The 19806-nt window shown below is 51.5% G+C and carries 15 protein-coding genes; 2 read left to right on the top strand and 13 right to left on the bottom strand.

Features of this window, described 5'->3' with window-relative positions; translation table 11 throughout:
• Positions 1-5 precede the first annotated feature (5 nt).
• A complete protein-coding gene (locus MHH78_RS11995; protein ID WP_341167522.1) occupies positions 6-2207 on the top strand; it encodes a pyocin knob domain-containing protein in 2202 nt (733 codons plus the stop codon).
• Between the two features lie 59 nt (positions 2208-2266).
• Here the strand turns inward: MHH78_RS11995 and MHH78_RS11990 are convergent, their stop codons facing one another.
• The 13 genes from MHH78_RS11990 to MHH78_RS11930 form a co-directional block, all read right to left on the bottom strand.
• A complete protein-coding gene (locus MHH78_RS11990) occupies positions 2267-3670 on the bottom strand; it encodes an amino acid permease (RefSeq protein ID WP_076084128.1) in 1404 nt (467 codons plus the stop codon).
• A gap of 258 nt (positions 3671-3928) precedes the next feature.
• Positions 3929-4873, bottom strand: coding sequence for an NAD-dependent epimerase/dehydratase family protein (locus MHH78_RS11985; protein ID WP_076084125.1), 945 nt, complete (start codon positions 4871-4873; stop codon positions 3929-3931).
• A complete protein-coding gene (locus MHH78_RS11980) occupies positions 4870-6342 on the bottom strand; it encodes a glycosyltransferase (RefSeq protein ID WP_083685655.1) in 1473 nt (490 codons plus the stop codon). The genes MHH78_RS11985 and MHH78_RS11980 overlap by 4 nt, the downstream gene beginning before the upstream one ends.
• Before the next feature lie 123 nt (positions 6343-6465).
• Positions 6466-7374 (bottom strand): hypothetical protein, encoded by a 909-nt coding sequence (locus tag MHH78_RS11975; RefSeq protein ID WP_076084119.1) that lies wholly within the window; start codon positions 7372-7374, stop codon positions 6466-6468.
• Positions 7375-7534: 160 nt separating this feature from the next.
• Positions 7535-9310, bottom strand: a complete 1776-nt coding sequence (locus MHH78_RS11970; protein WP_340827976.1) for a thiamine pyrophosphate-binding protein — start codon at positions 9308-9310, stop codon at positions 7535-7537.
• A 37-nt stretch (positions 9311-9347) separates the two neighbouring features.
• Positions 9348-10229 (bottom strand): glucose-1-phosphate thymidylyltransferase RfbA, encoded by an 882-nt coding sequence (gene rfbA, locus MHH78_RS11965; protein ID WP_076084192.1) that lies wholly within the window; start codon positions 10227-10229, stop codon positions 9348-9350.
• A 46-nt stretch (positions 10230-10275) separates the two neighbouring features.
• Positions 10276-10638, bottom strand: a complete 363-nt coding sequence (locus tag MHH78_RS11960) for a hypothetical protein (protein WP_076084113.1) — start codon at positions 10636-10638, stop codon at positions 10276-10278.
• Positions 10639-10986: 348 nt separating this feature from the next.
• Positions 10987-13287 carry a hypothetical protein gene (locus MHH78_RS33930; RefSeq protein ID WP_445668040.1) on the bottom strand — a complete coding sequence of 767 codons (2301 nt, stop codon included), beginning with the start codon at positions 13285-13287 and terminating at the stop codon, positions 10987-10989.
• A 31-nt stretch (positions 13288-13318) separates the two neighbouring features.
• The gene (locus MHH78_RS11950; RefSeq protein WP_076086886.1) at positions 13319-14530 is read right to left on the bottom strand and encodes a collagen-like protein; all 1212 of its coding nucleotides are present in this window, start codon (positions 14528-14530) and stop codon (positions 13319-13321) included.
• A gap of 65 nt (positions 14531-14595) precedes the next feature.
• On the bottom strand, positions 14596-15816 hold the full coding sequence (locus tag MHH78_RS11945; protein WP_076086889.1) for a collagen-like protein: 1221 nt from the start codon (positions 15814-15816) through the stop codon (positions 14596-14598).
• Between the two features lie 305 nt (positions 15817-16121).
• Positions 16122-17225 carry a collagen-like protein gene (locus MHH78_RS11940; protein ID WP_076086892.1) on the bottom strand — a complete coding sequence of 368 codons (1104 nt, stop codon included), beginning with the start codon at positions 17223-17225 and terminating at the stop codon, positions 16122-16124.
• A gap of 28 nt (positions 17226-17253) precedes the next feature.
• A complete protein-coding gene (locus MHH78_RS11935; RefSeq protein WP_341167521.1) occupies positions 17254-18351 on the bottom strand; it encodes a collagen-like triple helix repeat-containing protein in 1098 nt (365 codons plus the stop codon).
• 199 nt (positions 18352-18550) lie between these two features.
• A complete protein-coding gene (locus MHH78_RS11930) occupies positions 18551-18991 on the bottom strand; it encodes a hypothetical protein (protein WP_340827455.1) in 441 nt (146 codons plus the stop codon).
• A 265-nt stretch (positions 18992-19256) separates the two neighbouring features.
• On the opposite strand from MHH78_RS11930, the gene MHH78_RS11925 reads away from it, so the two are divergent.
• A complete protein-coding gene (locus MHH78_RS11925; RefSeq protein WP_445668039.1) occupies positions 19257-19790 on the top strand; it encodes a hypothetical protein in 534 nt (177 codons plus the stop codon).
• The last annotated feature ends 16 nt before the right edge of the window (positions 19791-19806 follow it).

The following is a 19806-nucleotide window of genomic DNA, read 5'->3' as shown; positions in this document are numbered from 1 at the left end:
TTCATTTGTCTACGCCTAATATTCCCAACATCTCTCCAACGATCACATTAACAAGAGATAATGTCGTTAACATGTTGTTCTCTTCCATCGCTATGGAAGAGCTCGGTTTGGCCCACATTGTTAATGCGGAAGGGGAGAAAATCCAGTTTGCTCTAGGCACACTGCCAGGAATAAGCGGTCCGAACGCCACTCTGGAACAGGTGCTGGAGGTGAATAACAGTACTCAAGCCATGCTGAATACCATCATCCGCCAGGAAATGATGCTGGACTCAAAATTACAGACCGCCTCTGGTATTCCAACGATAACAGGACCGACTGGACTGACTGGAGCTACTGGACTTCCAGGAGCCGTCACCAGTGTCAACACCCAGATCGGAGCCGTTGTAATTGATGCCGAGGACATAGGCGCTCTACCTTTAAGCGAGGAAACGTCTGAGTCTGATCTAGACTCATTCACCGAAGCCGGTGTCTACAGCTCCGATAATCCCAATGGAGGAGATCCTCATCACGGTCCGCCGCTTGTAGCTCACCCCGCAGTCTGGACCTTGTACGTCTCCAAGGTTGGAGAGTATATTCAGCAGCTCTATATCTCTAATCCTGTCCTCTATTACCGTAGCAGTCAGGATGACGGAGAGCACTGGACAGACTGGCAAGAGATTGGGCAACGCGGCTCCACTGGCCCCCAGGGTGCTACTGGTGACAGCATTACTGGTCCAACAGGGCCGACGGGCGTCACCGGGCCTACCGGCACCACCGGGCCTACAGGGTTAACCGGTCCCTCGGGCATCACCGGGCCTACCGGCACCACCGGGCCCACTGGATCCACTGGACCCACGGGTGTTACAGGGCCAACGGGCGTCACCGGAACCACGGGGGCTACCGGAGCTACTGGCGTTACCGGACCCACCGGCGTCACCGGACCTACCGGCGTTACCGGGCCCACCGGCGACACAGGAAATACAGGGGTAACAGGACCGACGGGCGTCACGGGGCCCACGGGCGTCACGGGGCCTACCGGCACCACCGGGCCGACGGGAACCACCGGACCCACCGGCGTCACCGGGCCCACCGGCGTCACGGGGCCTACCGGCACCACCGGGCCCACCGGCGTCACCGGACCTACTGGCGTCACCGGACCCACCGGCGTCACCGGGCCGACGGGAACCACAGGGCCCACTGGTGTCACCGGACCCACTGGTGTCACCGGGCCGACGGGAACCACAGGGCCCACTGGCGTCACCGGGCCCACTGGTGTCACCGGGCCCACTGGTACCACCGGACCCACTGGCGTCACAGGGCCCACCGGCGTCACCGGACCCACCGGCGTCACTGGACCCACCGGCGTCACCGGGCCGACGGGAACCACCGGACCCACCGGCGTCACCGGGCCCACCGGCACCACAGGGCCGACGGGAACCACCGGACCAACTGGTGTCACTGGACCTACCGGCGTCACCGGGCCGACGGGAACCACCGGACCCACTGGCGTCACTGGACCTACCGGCGTTACCGGACCCACCGGTGTCACCGGACCGACGGGCGTCACCGGGCCGACAGGCATCACTGGACCCACTGGCGTCACCGGACCCACCGGCGTCACCGGGCCCACCGGCACCACCGGGCCGACAGGCGTCACCGGGCCAACTGGCGTCACCGGACCCACTGGTACTACTGGACCAACAGGCACCACCGGACCCACTGGTGTCACCGGACCCGCCGGCGTCACCGGACCCACCGGTGTCACCGGACCCACCGGAGTGACAGGACCAACTGGGGTGACAGGTGTATCAGGTGAACCTCTTAACGCTGTGTATGCTACTATATCGGTTACCGGTCTGACTGCCGAGCCTCAAGGTCCGGTGCCGTTTGATACTCTTAATGGAACAAGCGACACAGTAACACTTACACCACCTGGAACCATTAATTTAACCGCTGGGCACTCTTATCTAGTCATATATTCTGTAGGAGGTACTCCTGATAACAGATACCAACTTTCCATTGGTACTTTCCCTGATCCCCCAACGAATTTTGTTAAGGGAACATTATCTTTATCCACTAACTCCTCAAATGTCAATCACACTGCAAATGCGATTATTGATCTTATCGGAGGAGTAAATACTACCATGCAGGTCCAAAATATGTTAGGTACTCCTGTAATTATTACTACCCCAAACAGATGCGAAGTGACCATCATTACTTTAATTTAAAATTAGCTATAAACAAGGCAGCGATTCTCCCAAACCGGAGAATCGCTGCCTTTATTCCATTAGATCTTGTTCTTCCGCAGCCGAATGCCCTTAATCCGAATTCCTGGACCCCCATGCAGTGAAGGATAGGGTACGGCTGCATGCTTGCTGCGGACATGCTGAACGATCCAGTCCCCCAGCGCAATCAGCGCTACAATCAGCAGGCTGATGTAGAAGCCCGGGCGGCTCAGCTTATGGAACAAGGTTCCGGTGACCGCCACCAGAATCAGTATCAGTCCGCTCCAGCGCTTCACTGCGCCCAGCGTACTCGGCTTCAGCAGCCTGCCCGAGGAGAGCAGAATGAAGGCCCAGTTATAGAGAATCATCAGTCCGGCAGCGGTGGTGATGTATTCATACACCTTCCCCGGCAACCATAAGGACATCATAATGGCACCGCTCAGACCGGCGGCAATCAGGCACAGCGCGAAGAACGGGTACTTCTCCTTCCATTTCTTCGAGAACATCTTAGGGGCATCCCCCTCCTGGGCCAGCGTAAGCATCATTGAGGTGATTGCGTACAGCGAGGCAGTCATAGTAGAGAAGCCGGCAATGATCAGCACGCCATTGAACAGATGCGGCACGAAGGCCAGATGTTCGCTGCGCAAGGCCAGCACGAAGGGACTTTCCTTCGGGTTAAAAGCGCTCAGCGGTACCATAATTACCGCAAGTCCAATAGACAGGATATACACGGACGCCAGTCCCACCAGCATCACCTTCCCTGCCTTCGGGGCATCCTCCGGATTCTTGAGCCTGTAAGACATAATCCCCAGCACCTCAATGCCCCCATAGGCATAAAAGGCAAAAATAAACGCAGAACAAAGCCCGATACCTCCCGCAGGAAAGAACCCCTTATAACCCTGCGGCAGCTTCGGGGTGTACTTGCCGCCGCCAATCCAGCCTGCCAGCAGCGCCGCCGCCAGCGCCAGGAACATCAGAATGGCCGCCATCTTGATGACGGCCAGCACATTCTCCACCCGGTCGAAGCCTGTATTCCCGAAGAATACAATCCCCAGTCCAACCGCCGCGAACCCGGCCGCGAACACCCACATGGGTACGGCCGGGAACCAAAAGCGCGAGAATATGGATAATGCGGTGAGCTGGCTGCCCATAATCAGCAGCTCCGAGAACCAATACAGCCAACCGCTGCCGAAGCCGGCCCAATTCCCGAACGCTTGCTTCGCATAGGAGCGGAAGGAGCCTTGTTCAGGCTGCTCCGCCGTCATCCGGGCCAGGGCATCGAATACAACATAAGTCCCCGCCGCAGCTAACAGATATACCAGCAGCACCGCCGGTCCGCCGATTGTGATTGCCAGCCCCGAGCCGAGGAAATACCCGGTTCCAATCGTCCCCGCAATCCCAAGCAGGCTTAGCTGCCACCATTTCAATTTCTTATCTTCTTCAGTTGTACCGGAAGCTTGCTTCATGAATTCCGTCCTCACCGCTTTCAGAATGGTAGATAACTCTCCAGTTCTAGAATTCCCTGAGGGACGGGAAACATGAATTTCATTTGATCTGTCATTGACTCAGAGCGGAGTTGAAGGTCCACTTCGTCTCATACGGGTAGTTGCTGTACGTACCGATGCTTTCGGAAATTGATCCGGTCGATCCCCAGACGGAGAACCGGACAGCTCTCTTAGAATGGTGTTTGTTCACATAGCACGAACGGAGAATATGGTATTTAGTTATACGCGTATCAATTGATCATAACCGTTCTTTATGCTCTGGAGCGACGTGTAACGGGGCAGGTAGCCTATTTGGGTGGCTCTGTGGTTAAGAGAATAATAGTTAGTCTTAGAGCCGGTTATGGAGTTATAGGAAGGATTATCTTGTATTTCATACTTAAGCCCGTAGGAACCTGCGAAGTAATCCAGAATCTCAAACTTCGCCGCAGGCTTTAGTGAAAATACATCATATACATTATTCCGTACATCTTCCTTCATACACAGCTTGATGAGCTGGAGCAAATCCCAGGGGTGCACATAGTCTCTAACGATGTTGTCCGATGAGGTGTGCAGAATCTCTCCCTTTCTAAGGTGATCAATGATATCTGTCAGCAAATACCGTGAATCCAGATCAATAAACTCGCTAAAAAAACCAAATATCCGTAGATCCACAATGCGGTACTGGCCCAGACTTCTGTGCTTGGCCTCCATGTTCAGCTTGGTGATCCCGTAAAATTCCTGAGCGGATAGATGGTTGGGATCAAGCTTGAGCCACTTCCCGTCTGTAGCAGGCTGGTCGAAGTCAGACCCGTATACCGCCCCGCTGCTTAGATTGATATATATGGCAGCCGGATTCTCATGCAGATATTCCAGAATCAGCTTGTCGTAATGCTCGGTAATCTCAAAGACCTTGAACGGATGCTGAATGAGGTCACGCGGATCTCCGATCCCCACCCCATTGATAATCACATCATAGTCCGCCGTAAGTTCGAATTGACTGTACTCACAGAGCCGGGCATGTTTCTGAAGCTGCTTTTCCTCCAGGAAAAGGGCCATTCTGTCTCTGAACCGTGAGAATAAATACAGCTCATACTCCTGTGAAGCAGCTAGACCGAGAATCAGGTTCCTCGCAATGTGCCCAGTGGCTCCCAGTATAGCAATCTTATTTGGTGTGGGACTCTTCACAGCCGCCTCGCCGAGATTTCCCGCAGCTTCATCAGCCCATCTTCATAGTAATCTTCATTTGCGTAGTATTCTGTATAATAATCTTCATAATTCGAGATGTCACTTGAGTATCCATATCTCACAATAATATCGTACAATGGAATAATCACCCCGTACACACGCTTCTTCTTCTCCTCACGAATCGTCTCACTTTTCAGAGTCCGGCCTTCATAATGCAGAAACACATCCAGCGCACTCTTAATTACCATTCTACCTACGTTATATCCCTCTGGCGCAACCCCTGCAAAATAATATAATTTTTGGTTTATTATACAAAACTTAGGGTCCAAAGCAAGAATATCATATAGCCAATACATATGAATGATCCCCGTGGAAGCATACTTCGTTGTATCCTCAATCTGACTCCAAAGTGAGCGTTTCATCGTATTCATGGTCATGTGCACCGCATCATTACTTGTATGTGTCAGGAATAGATCACTGCCCTCCATGGTAACTACTTGCCCATCCGTATCCAACTGATTCGTATGAAACAGCGCACAATCAAGGTTGTTGAGCACAATCCCTATGAAATCAATCAGCGCCCCATCAAGCCAGTAATCATCGTCTCCATTCAATTTAATAAAGCTCCCTCTCGCCAGTGAGGAGACATGAGCCATATTGAGATCGAACCCTATGTTCTGTTCATTCCGGCTATAACGAAAGCTGGAGAATAACTTGGTATATGACTCACCGACCTCCTGTGTAGTATCCTGCGAGTGATTATCCGTGACTACCACTTCCACCAGGTCCTCATCACAAATTTGACTATAAATGGATTGAAGATTATTGTTCAGATGATGAGCACGATTATAGGTCGGAATGACTATCGACAACAGGGGATGCTCCCGGCGGCGTTCAAGTGCAGCTTTTGTTTCTTCCTCACCGTGCACGATAACCCATTCGAGTGTTTCAGGAATGAACACTTTGGTAACGACAGCGGGATTGCCGGAGACCGTGCAGAAGCTTGGAACATCCTCAACAACTACACTATTAAGCTCAACAATACTGAATTTTCCAATATTTACATTTCCGGCAATTACGCTATGTGCGCGAAGGACACATCCATCCCCCACCTCCAGCGTTTCCGGGCTATTCATCTCTTCTGAAGTGCTTACCCAACTTGGAAAACCCGGTCTAACCGTCCGGTCTGATATAATGACATAAGGTTCAATCTGCACATTCCGGCCTATGTGGACTTTATGGTTACTGTTAACATGAAAACCTGCTCCAATACTGCAACCGTCCTTAATTGTCAAACTAGGAGCATTGCCTGAATCCGCTCCCTTGATCCTCCAGTGATAACCCGCCTGCACATTTACATGGTTGCCTATAGAAACACAGGAGGGATTGGATACATAACCATTCTCCGCCAATACCGATTGTGATCCACAACTGAAATAGCTCCCTTGTTCAGGGTTCGGTACATCCATTATATTAACCCCTTTCAATTTCAAACTACGCCTCTGCTTCCCAAAAAACGCCTAACACCTCTTTTGATTAATATTCACGCACGACTTTTTTATACATAAAAAACAATTGGTTACAGCTTCTGTTCACACTCTGGGAAACCATAAATCCCAGTAAGGCTGGTACTCCGGCCATAATAATGTAGTGTCTGGCTCTAATCCACGGTAGTGACGCATGTATCCGGCCAGGTACGAAAAGGAGTTCCCGTGCGGACCCAGAAAGTGAGGAGCATTCAGGCAGACCAGCCAATCCACCAACGCCTGCTCTTCCAGAGACAGGGCTTGAAATTCCTCCCAAAGTCCCGAAGATCGCCGCAGAATTTCTTTTTTACTAAGCAGAACCGTATCTGGGAATCTTTCCGTCAGCTCTTTGGAAGCCCTTCTGAGAACCTCTTCCTTCACACCGGTTGCTATATATACTGCCGACATTGCAGGGAACTGAGCCAAGTGGCCGGCTGCCAGATGCACATACTGCTGTGCGTAATTATCAAGACTTATGTTCATGGCCTCTTGGCCATACAATATATCTCCTTCGATACGTAATTGCATAGCAGCCCATTTGGGGTAATGGGACATAGAGCCGATGATCGTGTGGGCTAATTCCAACGGCTTGGCGGCAAAAGGAAATGAAGCAGCTATCCAGATCCCCGTGTTAAGGGCCTCCTCTGGAGTCATGGTGCTGATAGGGAAACGGGAGCATCTAACCGCCAGTTCAGACAATGATTCTGCATCTCTCATTCGTAGGAGTGACACACTTCGGGAGGCCAGGACTGACTGGAATTGATCTACCTCTATGAAAGCATCAATAGATAAAGGTGAAAAAAAAGGTTCGTTGGTCAGATTAATAAAGTTGCGTGTTTGACCATCAGCAAGGATAATACAGGCCGATTCGCCCCGTTCAATGCACAGGAATGCTTCCGATACTGCCCGGTAAAGAGCCATCAGCTGATTACAGAGCCCCTCCATCCCATGCACATGATTCTGGAAATATTTCATCTACTCACCTCTATTGTTGTATTGCATAATAATTAAATTATTCTTTGCAAAGGCAATATATGCAGAAGCCGGACCGAACTACAGAAAAGCGGTGTTCCACTGCATTCAGCAGATGGACACCGCTTCTTCGTTGGTGATCTCCCTCTGGGCTAGGAGAGATTTACTCAGGATGACCCATCTCTGACGCGAGGTCGATTAGCATGATTCTTTTCAATTCGTCCCTGTCCAGATACGGATACATATCCTCAATAGGCCTATTTACAACCAGCTTGGGATAGACGTCGGTTGTTCTGTCCACCTTAACCTCAATAAATGCCGGTCCCTTAGTACTTAAGAACTGTTCAAGCTGATGAATATCATCCGTGTTATTCATTTGAAAGGCCGGAATGGTATAAGCTTTAACAATATCGATAAATGAAGGATTAGGATTTACTGTAGACTGTTTCCTGCCCTCAAAATACAAATTCTGGAACTGCCTCACCATTCCCAGAGAGCTATTATTCATAACCACTATTTTAATGGGCAGATGCAGCCGGACAACCGTATCTAATTCCTGTATGTTCAATTGAAAGCCACCGTCTCCCGCAATGACGAGAGTCTCGTCCCCTGTTGCTAAGCAAGCTCCGATGGCTGCCGGCAAGGCGAATCCCATCGCCCCCATCCCGCCGGAATTGAGTAGTCTTTGGTTCCCGGACAATAAGAATGACTGCGATGCCCACATCTGATGCTGTCCCACATCCAGGCAGATTGCCTTGAACTTCGCAGATCTGGAGGACAATAGCCCCATGAAGCGGTTAGGTTCAATTTCATTGGCACTCGGAGTGAAAGAATACGTAGGATATTGCCCTTTGAGACCGGCAATATATGCTAACCACTCAGTGATATCCGGCGGGTGATACCCGGTTAGTGCAGAATCCATCCGTTCCAGGAATACCTTCAGATCAGACTTGATGGCAAGTGTTGCTGCAACCTTGCTGTTAAGCTCATTATGATCAATATCCACGTGTATCATTTGGGCCCCACGCCCAAAGGTATCCGGTCTGGTTCCGGTCTGCCTGCTGTCGAGTCTTGAACCGAAGATGAGCAACAGGTCACAATTAGCAAGAATCAGATTGCTGTACCGGTTACCATAGGATCCTATCAGACCTGTATACAGCGGATGATCATGCGAGATCACATCAAGCCCCATTAATGATGTAACTATGGGTATTCCTGTCTTGCCAATGAATCGGGACAGTGCTGCTGCAGAATTACCGGCTCTTACACCACCGCCCGCTAAGATCAGCGGTCTCTTGGCTGCACCTAGCATCTTAATAACATCTTCAATGACAGAATCGCTTACGTCCCCTGAATCTTTCATAAGCGCTTTGTACTCTTTGCTATTGTAGAAGCTATTCAGAGTCTCAGGCTCAACCTGTGCCCGTTGAAGATTCATCGGAATGTCTAATAAGACTGGCCCTGGCCGGCCATGCTGAGTCAGAACTATTGCCTTCTCCAGCTCATACCTGATCTGATCCGGCTCTGTAACCATGACAGCATATTTAGTCAACGGCTTCGCTACGCTGACAATATCGGTTTCTTGAAACCCTATTTGTCTTACTTGCCGCTCAAATTTATATTCGTAAGTGTTCACTTGTCCCGTGATAAACAAACAAGGAACTGAATCGAAGTAACAACTGCCTATTCCGGTAAGCAAATTCAATGCCCCCGGTCCACTTGTGGCCATAACCACACCGAGCTTCCCGTTCATCCTGGCATAAGCTTCAGCCGCAAAAGCACCTGCTTGTTCATGGCGAACCGAAACACATTCGATATCATTTCTAACCGAAACGGAATCAAGTAGATGGACAATGGCTCCGCCTATAAATTCAAAGACATGCGATATGCCTTGTTGCTTAAGATAATCTATTACATAATCAGATACCTTCAAGCACACTCACTCCTTACATTAATGGTCTTGAATCAGATATACCTCAGTTCGCAGTAAGGGATTCTTCGGCTATGCTTGATAAGTATTGTCCATACGCCAGCTTGTGCAGCGGCTTGGCCAGCTCCAGAAGCTGTTCCCTGGTGATATACCCCTTGTTAAAAGCAATTTCTTCTATACAAGCTACATACAGCCCCTGCCGCTTCTGGATAGTCTCGACCAGATTGGCCGCCTCCAGGAGCGATTCGGGCGTTCCGGTGTCCAGCCAGGCCATTCCCCGGCCGAAGCGTTCCACGTGTAGTTGTCCTCTTCTCAGATACTCTATGTTAACATCGGTAATCTCGATTTCGCCGCGCCGCGAGGGCTTGATGTGTCTGGCTATCTCCACTACCTGCCGGTCGTAGAAGTACAAGCCCGGCACCGCATAGTGGGACCGGGGATACAGCGGCTTCTCCTCCAGTGCAACCGCCTTGCCCGAGCTGTCGAATTCGACAACACCGTAAGCAGACGGATTCTGTACCCGGCAGCCGAATATTGTGGCACCTTCCTGACGCGAAACAGCCTTCTCCAGAATGGCGCCGAAGCTCTGCCCATAAAATATATTATCGCCCAGAATCATACACACCTGATCCGTGCCGATGAATTCTTCGCCGATAAGGAACGCCTCCGCGAGTCCGCGCGGCTGCTCCTGAACCGCATATTGCAGCGATAGCCCCAATTGTTCACCGTTACCAAGCAAATCCTGGAACAGCCGGATATCCCGCCCGGTGGAGATCAGCAGAATGTCCCGGATGCCCGCCAGCATCAGGACAGACAGCGGATAATAGATCATCGGCTTGTCATACACCGGTAGAATCTGCTTCGAGATCGACTTCGTCAGCGGATGCAGCCTCGTCCCCGAGCCGCCTGCCAGAATGATTCCCTTCATAATTGTCCACACTCCCTACTCCCCTTGGTTTTGGGCTAAACTCTCTCTAAACGGCTCTGCGACTCATATCTTCCACTGGATACGGAATTGTAGAATACTGGAGTGTCTGCATTGCATCAGGCGTGAGCAGCATACCTGAGATATTTATGGTGGGGATCAAATCCATTTTCAAATCGATTGTCTCTTCCTGCGTGTTGAAACGGTACAGCGTAATTCCTACTCCGTAGTAAATATAACGGCCGTCCGGTGAAGCGGCATAGGTAGCAAAGAAGGGGTTTCTTGGAAGATTGGTGGTGTCCCACATCGGGACGGATTTAATCACACCATTAACTGCGTCAAAAATTTTAAGTGCCCCGTTACCGACAAAATAGACCTTGGAAGCCCACGCAAAAGCACCTTCCTGCTCCACCTGTTCCGCGTAAAGATAGCCGTTCTCCGGTCGGGCCGGACCCTTTAGCCCCCCACCGAAGAACCCCGGGTAGCCCGCGCCCCCCGCGGATTGGCCTTAATGTGTCTGAGGCTGTGCTGCTGCGATTTGAAGTGTCTCAGCCAGATGGAATGCCGGTCCCGGCATTCCCAGCGGAAGAGACGTAAGGCTTGACATCACTTCACCACTCCTTTTGCAACTTCAAGGCATTGAACTGCTTGTATGACTTCTCTCACTTGTCCACCCGTTATGAAATGAAGAGCAACTCCCCGGTAACCGGAGAAGGGGAGTTGCCTCTTCATGATAGCCCTGTTTCGGGCAATACTCTCATTATTCGCTCTGCGTCTGGTATCTTCCACTGGATACAGAGTTGGAGAGCGGGAAATCGGGGAATCCACTTGGAATGTCAAAGCTATGGACGGAGAAATCTACCAGGCTTACAGCTTGAACCTGAGTTCCAATATTGACAAAATAGCTGCTGTCTCCTGTAAAAGCAGCAAGACCAGGGCCCTGATAATCCGATAAGGGAATGTATTGTGCACTCTGATCAGCAGTTGAAATCAGTATGAGCTGTACTTGCACCAGAACGGCTATCCACTGTTCATTCGGAGACAGATACATAGTACTATTACCAGCATTTACAATCGTCCAGGTGTTCACCAGTTCTCCCTGCGCGTTAAGCAGGCTGACATAACGCGTGTCGGTAGTAAATAATCCGTTATCCAGCACATAGACATTCCCCGTCTTCAAAATCCGTATGCCCGTAGTGGCATTAGGAGAGGATGTAATGCTGCCGGTGTTGCTGAAGTTTCCAATCTCTGTGTGGGTGTAGTAGATACCCGATGCTCCAGGTGTAACCAGCAGCTCCTCGCTGTCCGGCGTAACCACCAGCAGCGGGGTGGCAGTAGTCAGACTACTATCGCTGCCTATATGAAGAATACTCTGAGTAAGCAAATTCGTCTCGATCTCATAGCCATATATGTCTCCATAGTAAGTGTAAAAGAAGGCATAGCGGCTGTCAGGTGAAGCTGCAGCGTAGATAACATTGGATTCCAGGGTCACCGTGTTGACTATAGCGGTGTTATCCAGATCATAAATCTGTACCTGAGTACTGTTCTGAGTCCAGATAAAGAGATATCTCTGATCCGGCATCAGCAGCATACCTGTAACATACATACCTGGAATCAGATCGACTCCCCAATCCACCCTCTCTTCCTGCGTATTGAACCGGTACAACCTGCCAACTACTCCATAGTAAATATAACGGCCGTCCACTGTAGCGGCATAGGCAGTATATAAAGGCCTAATGGTATTGTCATACATCGGGACGGAATTTGTCAGACCATTGGCCGCATCAAAAATCTGGACTGCACCTGAAGCAAGATAATAGATCGTTCTGTCCTTGACATAAGGCTGGCCCCGTTCTGTTGGTTCAGCATATAAATAACGGCTTTCTACCCTCAAGTCGAAACCATCTGGCACAGGCTGATCTATCTTTACTTGTACAGAATACGCCCCGAGACCACCAGCGTTATAATGAGTTAGACTGAACGGGCAGTCCACACTCGCCCGCTCCCCGCCCGGGAAGCTGTCAGAGCTCTGCTGAATAGAATAGAAAGAGAAGTCTTGGAGGATGGTGTCGTTGAAGAGTACATTGATAACAATGGGAACCCGCGTGGCGGTCAAATACGGCTGAAAAGTAACCAGAACATTCCCCTGTAATACGACATTCGGTCCACCCTCAAAGACCACTTGAGGTAAGGTCAGAACAGTCTGAAAGTCATAAGTCAAGCCTAATGGATCGGCACTATATTGATACTGGGGAGGAAGCAACGGCTCTCCAGTAGCACCTGCAGCTCCTGTCAAACCTACCGGGCCGGTTGGGCCTTTATCCCCCGTACCTGTCGCTCCCCGGTCGCCCGTTAATCCTGTGAGGCCCCTGGCCCCAGTGGTCCCCTTGCGGCCTCCGCCTGTAGCCCCGGTTACAGCAGCCCCGGTCGCCCCACGGTCGCCAGCTCCAGTCTGCCCCGTCGGGCCGGTCGGACCGGCAGCCCCGGCAGCACCGCCGGTCCCTCCGGTAGCATCGGCTCCGGTAGTACCCGTGTCTCCGGTGGGACCGGTCGGGCCGTACCCTGTCGGTCCCACCGGCCCCTTTAGCCCCCCCCCACCGAGGAACCCCGGGTAGCCCGTGACCCCCGTTAGACCGGTCGGACCGGTCGGACCGGTAATGCCGGTATCCGCTCTGATTGTGGCTACCGAGGCAATACCGGCAACGGCTCTCCCTATCAGGGGATTGGCCTTAATGTTGCTATAGCTGACCACCCTGGCTTGGATGCTATAAGCATACGTTCCCGGATTTCCCGGATGGTTGACTGTAACCTGTAGCGTTCTGGCCGCTTCCTCTGTACCGTTATCGGACAGCGTAACCAATTGGGTCTGAACAGGATGTCCGGAGAGCGTGGTCTCCAGTTCAATCCCCATCTGGGATGGCCCGGCTGTGAGGCTTTGGAAGACGAGCGGGATATGGAAAGTAACCTGCGTCTGAGGCTGTGCTGCTGCGATTTGAAGTGTCTCAGCCAGATGGACTGCCGGTCCCGGCATTCCCAGCGGAAGAAACGTAAGGTTTGACATCACTTCACCACTCCTTTATATTTTCCGGTCTTCATGTATTATCGGGAAGTACAGTTGCGGTTAAGGTACCCAAAGCTGTTACTAACCACTGATCAGATATATCGGCCGTTACCATCAGAACAAGTTTCATCTCTGTCGGCGACCCACTATACATAGCAACGAATGGGATAAACTGACTTAAATTAATACCTTGTGTCCCACTGGAATCACTATATTGATAGTAGATCGTCCCATCACTATCGGTGAGGACGAAATATATCTTTATACCCTTGTTAGGTATCTGAGCCTGTGGGCCATTCCACCGGAGCTGCACACCGCCGGCAATTTGGCAGCGTCCCGTTTCCGGGGAACTCGCCGGTAGTGTTACAACAATAACAGGCCCATTGAACTGAGTTGGTTGTAAAATAACTGAATTAATTGCGTAGGTTAATGTTGGAATGTAGGAGCCGTCTGCTGGAGATCCTGTAGGTCCCCTGGCCCCGGCGGGTCCCATGTCTCCCGGCTCATTCCCTGATCCGGCCGGACCGGGGTCACCTGGCACTCCAGTCCAGCCAGTGAGTCCTGTATTGCCTGTAGCTCCAATCCCCGTAGCTCCAGTGGCTCCCACTCCGTTCGTTCCCGTAGGGCCGGTAATGCTTCCGCCTGTTATTCCTGTCGCACCCTTCGGTCCGGGAGATCCTCCAATGTATGCGGTCGCTCCGGTTGCTCCGGTCGGGCCTGTTAGTCCGGTAGCTCCGGAGAGTGACGGACCTGGATCTCCCGGATACCCTGGCAGTCCTTGTGAACCCGTTGGCCCGGTTAGACCCGTAAGACCAGTTTGACCTTTGGCACCTATAGGACCGGCCAATATGATCGGCCCGGGTCCGGTCTGCAGCAGCGGCGACCCCACCCGGATATCGGAAGCGATATTCTGGTCATGAAGCCCCTTCAGCCTCAGTTCATAGCGGTGAACCCCTGCTGACAGCTGATCCCTGAATCTTATGATTGCTTCTGTCTGGACCAGCCCCGTTGTAGAGGTCTGCGATTCAACCGATACGGCACCCGCTGTAATACGCGATTTGTCTCTCCACAGCTCATAATCCAGATGCAGGTGGTATTCCCCCGGACTGAGGATATCCAGCAACAGGGGGACAGCCAACCGCAAATCTGCGTTAGCAATCTGCTGTTCCACATCCGTCCGTATTCCCGTAAGGGCCAGCATATTGCCGCTTCCCAGAAGAAGCGACGAATAGATCTCCGTCACGTAAGTTCATCTCCTTATACCTAAGATACGTTTCTTTTCTATTCCAATAATCGGTTTGTATAAGGTCAGTTTCCATCCAGGAACACTTTTGCCGTTGCATTGAACGATGTATAGGCGATGGATGTGTTAAGAGATATTGTATAGACCTGAACTGTCAGCGTATACACATTCTGTCCAACCGGCGGATTAGGGTCAATACTAAAGAATGCTAACCCATCGCTGGACGGAGTGGAACTTTCTATATCACTGTAACTGTACTGTAATACCCAGAACTGGGGACTACCCACAGGTTGGCCGTTCCGATGGACTTGATAGTATAAAGCATTCCGGAACTCACGATCCGGAGGGTTCCCATAGCTGATCTGAAGCGTCCCCTCAATCATTACACAGCGGTCAGCCGCATCAATCTGCACCGGCGGAAGCTGGCCAACAAGCACTCCTTCACTTGGGCTGTTCGATAGTAAGGTGTCACTCACGACCACTGGCAACGATCGGCTTGGTCCAGGCGCGCCTGTAGCTCCTGTCGGACCAGTTGGTCCGGTAATGGATGATCCAGGACCGGTCTGTCCGGTCACTCCCTTGGCTCCAGTCGCTCCTGTGGGCCCGGCTGGACCAGCACCGGTCGGACCTGTCCGGCCGATTCCTGTGGCCCCGGTCAGGCCGATAATACCTGGCCCGGTGACCCCTGTATTTCCGGTTTCACCGGTTTCGCTCCCTAAGTTAATCACGATACCAGACGCTCCTACAGCGCCCCTCATCCCTTTCGTTCCGGTAATACCAGTACCGCCTAGTTGCCCAGTTGGCCCCCGGGTCCCCGTAGCACCTTTCAATCCCCGATTACCGGGGTGCCCTGTTTCTCCTGTTGGACCCGTGGGACCAACTTCTTCGGCTGCCACGGAGTAACCTTGGACGGAAACGGCTGGGACACCAAGCAGCGGGTTCCCCTGGATATTCTGATACGACAGAACCCTCAGCTCCAGTTCAAACTGCTGTTCCCCTTGGTCAAATCTTCCTGTAACACTTGCATTTACATCAGTAGACAGGGAATCGCCAGCGGTATTGGCGTTGCCTATATACGGATCATTAAAGGTATGAAGGACCTGACCGTCTTTCAGAATCGTTAATCCGATAATTAAGTGATAACTGCCGGGCACTGCCGGCCTGAACGACAGAGGTACGCTGAAATCTATTTGGGACAAGGGATGGCTAATTTCAAAAAATACAGGACTATTCAGCCTGATTGCCGCTCCCGGACTTCCCAGTTGAACCGGAATCAATGATGACATGTCGACACAACCCTTCTTTCTCTTTCAATTTGCTTACCTCCCGCTGATTGACAACTGCCCAACTACACCTCCAGTACTATTGTATGCTGAAGCCGGATTGTCCAAGTCCAGTATCAATGAAGGAATCCTATACATCCTTCTGGTCCGGCAGCATGGAATATTCTATGCTGCTCCATCCATTAAGTATGGGATAATGCTGGCAGAAGCTCCAAAGAGGCGAATCACCGGATGTTCTCCCGAATCTTAACATAGCAAGGCACCGAGTTTTGGCTTCTCGGTGCCTTGCTTTTCTTAATACAAGGGAATTAATTAATTCTGATTAGTTGGATGTTGGCAGAGAGATTCGCACTTTCCCCGATAGGCTCCCCGGTGGTGTTATTGTATAAGGCTACACCTCGCACCGCGGTTGCGTCTGTCTGTATAATGCCTCCGCCTGACACGGCTGCAATACCGTCATTGTCTATAGAAGAGGTTGCTGACCCTCCAGTGACAGCGGCTCCCACCGTTCCTGCTGCATCCGTGTAATATAATTGGAAGACCATCGGACCTGCAGGAGAGGGATTCTGGCCACTTACATAGAATTGTACGAAAATTGTTGCATTTGCAGGTAAAGCAAAGTATGAGGTGTTATTTATAATCTCTCCATCTGACGGTCCCGGATCATCCCATAGGATAGGACTATCTGGTCCTACGCCCAACTCAGTGGTTGAAGAAGAAGCATAATCCGCGAAGAATGCAATACCGGTCAGCCCCGTCATCCCAGTCATACCCGTCATTCCCGTCATTCCGGTAGCACCGGTCTCTCCAGTTAGACCCGTAAGGCCGGTAGCACCGGTCTCCCCGGTTAGACCTGTAAGTCCCGTAACGCCAGTCAATCCAGTCAATCCGGTAAGACCCGTCATTCCGGTTGCTCCGCTAGCGCCGGTCCCTCCAGTCAGCCCAGTTACTCCGGTCAATCCCGTCGCCCCGGTCATTCCAGTCTCTCCGGTCAACCCAGTGTTACCGACTGCACCTTCTGGACCTTGAGCACCTTGATCACCTTGAGCTCCTTGAGGTCCTTGAGGTCCTCCAGGATTACCCGTTACTCCGGTTGGACCGGTTGGACCCGCCATGATGGAAGCGCTGAGTACCGTCTCCAGTTTGTTGGTCAGAATGAATTCCTTTTTGACAATATCGCGCATCATATTCCTTACACTATCATTCATGGCCAGCACATCACCAATGGTAGCTTCAGGAGCTGTAATTCCCGGTAGAGTACCCAGAATATACTGCAGCTTCTCTCCTTCCGCATTGATAATATGACTGAGTCCCAATTCTTCCATTGCTATGGAGGACAGCAACAGGTTGACGGCATCATCCCTGGTAAGATTTATCGTTGGGGTGATATTAGGCAAGTTCGCCTGAGACATGGAATCAACTCCTCTGTATTAAGTTGGGTTAGAGCAATTTGATAATCGAAATCGTTCCTGCTATACCGCTTAGACCGCCTGCGCCGGTGTTGATCAACGTTAATGCATTAGGATTCGGAGTAGTTTCTGTTGGAAAGACGCTGCCGCCCGACACCATGTTTACCGCTGCAGGAATAGCAGAGGAACTTTCGCTTCCGGGAATGCCATTTCCGTTAAGCGACAGCGATAGTGTCATTCCCTGTCCGGCAGCAGAAGTTGCGGTTGCCGAATAGTGGACATAGTATATCGCCGGCTCATTTACCCCTCCCACATCATTATTAAGCAAATTAAAGGATCCTCCAGTCCCAAGGCCGATACTCGTACCCAATATTATACCTGGACTAGTAAAAACTACCGGATCACCAGCATCCGCAGTCCCTGCCTCGACATAGTACAGCAGTCGGTCTGCTGCAGATACACCGCCAGCGCCGGTCCAGCCGGTCACACCGGTTAGACCGGTCAATCCGGTTAGACCGGTCAATCCCGTTTCTCCCGTCAGACCTGTGGCACCGGTTAGACCTGTAACTCCGGTTAGACCTGTTAGACCTGTAGCTCCTGTCTCTCCTGTAAGTCCGGTCATACCTGTAGCCCCAGTTAACCCTGTTGCACCTGTAAGTCCCGTAGCCCCTGTCTCTCCTGTAAAACCGGTTAAGCCTGTAACTCCGGCAAATCCGGTACTCCCCGTTTCCCCCTTATCTCCGGTCTCTCCTATTTCACCTACCAGACCTCGTGGACCTATTGGACCTTCGTCTGGACCTGTTTGACCAGGTGCTCCTGTAGCGCCGTAATCAACTGGCACCGACAGCAGACTCTCTAATTGACTGGTCTGCAACCATGCGCTTTTGAGGGTTTCTCCCAACAGATTCCTTATGCTCGATGTAATGTCCATAAGATTGGATAAGTTGACCACCGGAGCGGCTACTCCCGGAAGAGTTCCCAGCACATACTGCAGTTTCTCCCCTTCTGCATTGATAACGTGACTAAGTCCTAATTCTTCCATAGCAATTGCCGACAACATCATGTTAACAGCGTCGTTTCTGGTGAGAGAAATGGTTGGTGTAATGTTCGGCAGATTGGCTTGTGACAAATCAATCCTCTCCTTTCTTGTTTAGAATAGTCCATCATATGTCGCTCACAGCAAATGGTTCGTTAATTCATCCAAGCTATGTAAAGAATACATAAACGTCCTGCTCAGCTCCCACCTTCAGATACAAATTAAGGCCAGCCCTGATTTCGGCTGGCCTTAATAGAACGGAATTACAATGATTGCTTAAGTCACGCCAGTCTCAGCCAAGCATAATAATTGTGACTTTTGCCGCAAAAATGCCATAAGATAAACCTCGGATATCGTTAGTCACAGCAGTATCCTTAAACAAAAGTGCCAACTGAATTGTTGTTTGTTCGGTAGCCAACAATATATAGGTGCCTTGTAAGGATGAAACATTATTGTTAATTGGAGCCGCAATTTGGGTGTCATACGCTATTGAACCGCCTATAATAAGTTCCAGACCAGCCGATCTGGTAGGGGTGGACTGAACAGTAGCTTGATAGATAATCAGGTAATTCCCGGCTTGAACCACAAATTCATCAGTGTCTTCACTATCCGGCCCAATAGCAACACCATTACTTGAACTAGCAAGATAACTGAAATGAGGAATTGGAAAGTCATCTGTGTCTGCTACAATTAATGTTTGATTGGAAACAAATTGAGCATAATTCTGAGACAAGTAGCCAGTTGGACCTACAATACCAACACCCGTTACTCCGGTTGCTCCGGTAAGACCCGTTGCTCCGGTTGCTCCGGTAAGACCCGTTGCTCCGGTTGCTCCAGTAAGACCCGTCGATCCGGTTGCTCCGGTAAGACCCGTTGCTCCGGTTGCTCCAGTAAGACCCGTCGATCCGGTTGCTCCGGTAAGACCCGTTGCTCCGGTTGCTCCAGTAAGACCCGTCGATCCGGTTGCTCCGGTAAGACCCGTCGATCCGGTCGATCCCGTGAATCCTGTCGATCCAGTCTCTCCCGTGAATCCCGTTGCTCCGGTCGATCCCGTGAACCCTGTCGATCCGGTCGATCCCGTGAATCCTGTCGATCCGGTCTCTCCCGTGAATCCCGTTGCTCCGGTCGATCCGGTCGATCCCGTGAACCCCGTTACTCCGGTCGATCCCGTGAATCCCGTTGCTCCGGTCGATCCGGTCGATCCCGTGAACCCCGTTACTCCGGTCGATCCCGTGAACCCCGTTACTCCGGTCGATCCCGTGAACCCCGTTACTCCGGTCGATCCCGTGAATCCCGTTACTCCGGTCGATCCCGTGAACCCCGTTACTCCGGTCGATCCCGTGAACCCCGTTACTCCGGTCGATCCCGTGAATCCCGTTGCTCCGGTCGATCCCGTGAATCCCGTTGCTCCGGTCGATCCCGTGAATCCCGTTGCTCCGGTCGATCCCGTGAATCCTGTCGATCCAGTCTCTCCCGTGAATCCCGTTGCTCCGGTCGATCCCGTGAATCCCGTAGGTCCCGTATCACCTTGATAGCCACGTGGACCTG

Source organism: Paenibacillus sp. FSL H3-0333, assembly GCF_038002805.1.
Lineage (GTDB): Bacteria > Bacillota > Bacilli > Paenibacillales > Paenibacillaceae > Paenibacillus_AQ > Paenibacillus_AQ silagei.
The sequence above is the reverse complement of the archived record's forward strand: the minus strand, read 5'-3'. Positions and strand labels throughout refer to the sequence as shown.

Coding starts and splice junctions, on each gene's coding strand:
- MHH78_RS11990 (WP_076084128.1), bottom strand. CDS start 3,670: ATGAAGCAAGCTTCCGGTACAACTGAAGAAGATAAGAAATTGAAATGG.
- MHH78_RS11980 (WP_083685655.1), bottom strand. CDS start 6,342: ATGGATGTACCGAACCCTGAACAAGGGAGCTATTTCAGTTGTGGATCA.
- MHH78_RS11975 (WP_076084119.1), bottom strand. CDS start 7,374: ATGAAATATTTCCAGAATCATGTGCATGGGATGGAGGGGCTCTGTAAT.
- rfbA (WP_076084192.1), bottom strand. CDS start 10,229: ATGAAGGGAATCATTCTGGCAGGCGGCTCGGGGACGAGGCTGCATCCG.
- MHH78_RS33930 (WP_445668040.1), bottom strand. CDS start 13,287: ATGTCAAACCTTACGTTTCTTCCGCTGGGAATGCCGGGACCGGCAGTC.
- MHH78_RS11945 (WP_076086889.1), bottom strand. CDS start 15,816: ATGTCATCATTGATTCCGGTTCAACTGGGAAGTCCGGGAGCGGCAATC.
- MHH78_RS11940 (WP_076086892.1), bottom strand. CDS start 17,225: ATGTCTCAGGCGAACTTGCCTAATATCACCCCAACGATAAATCTTACC.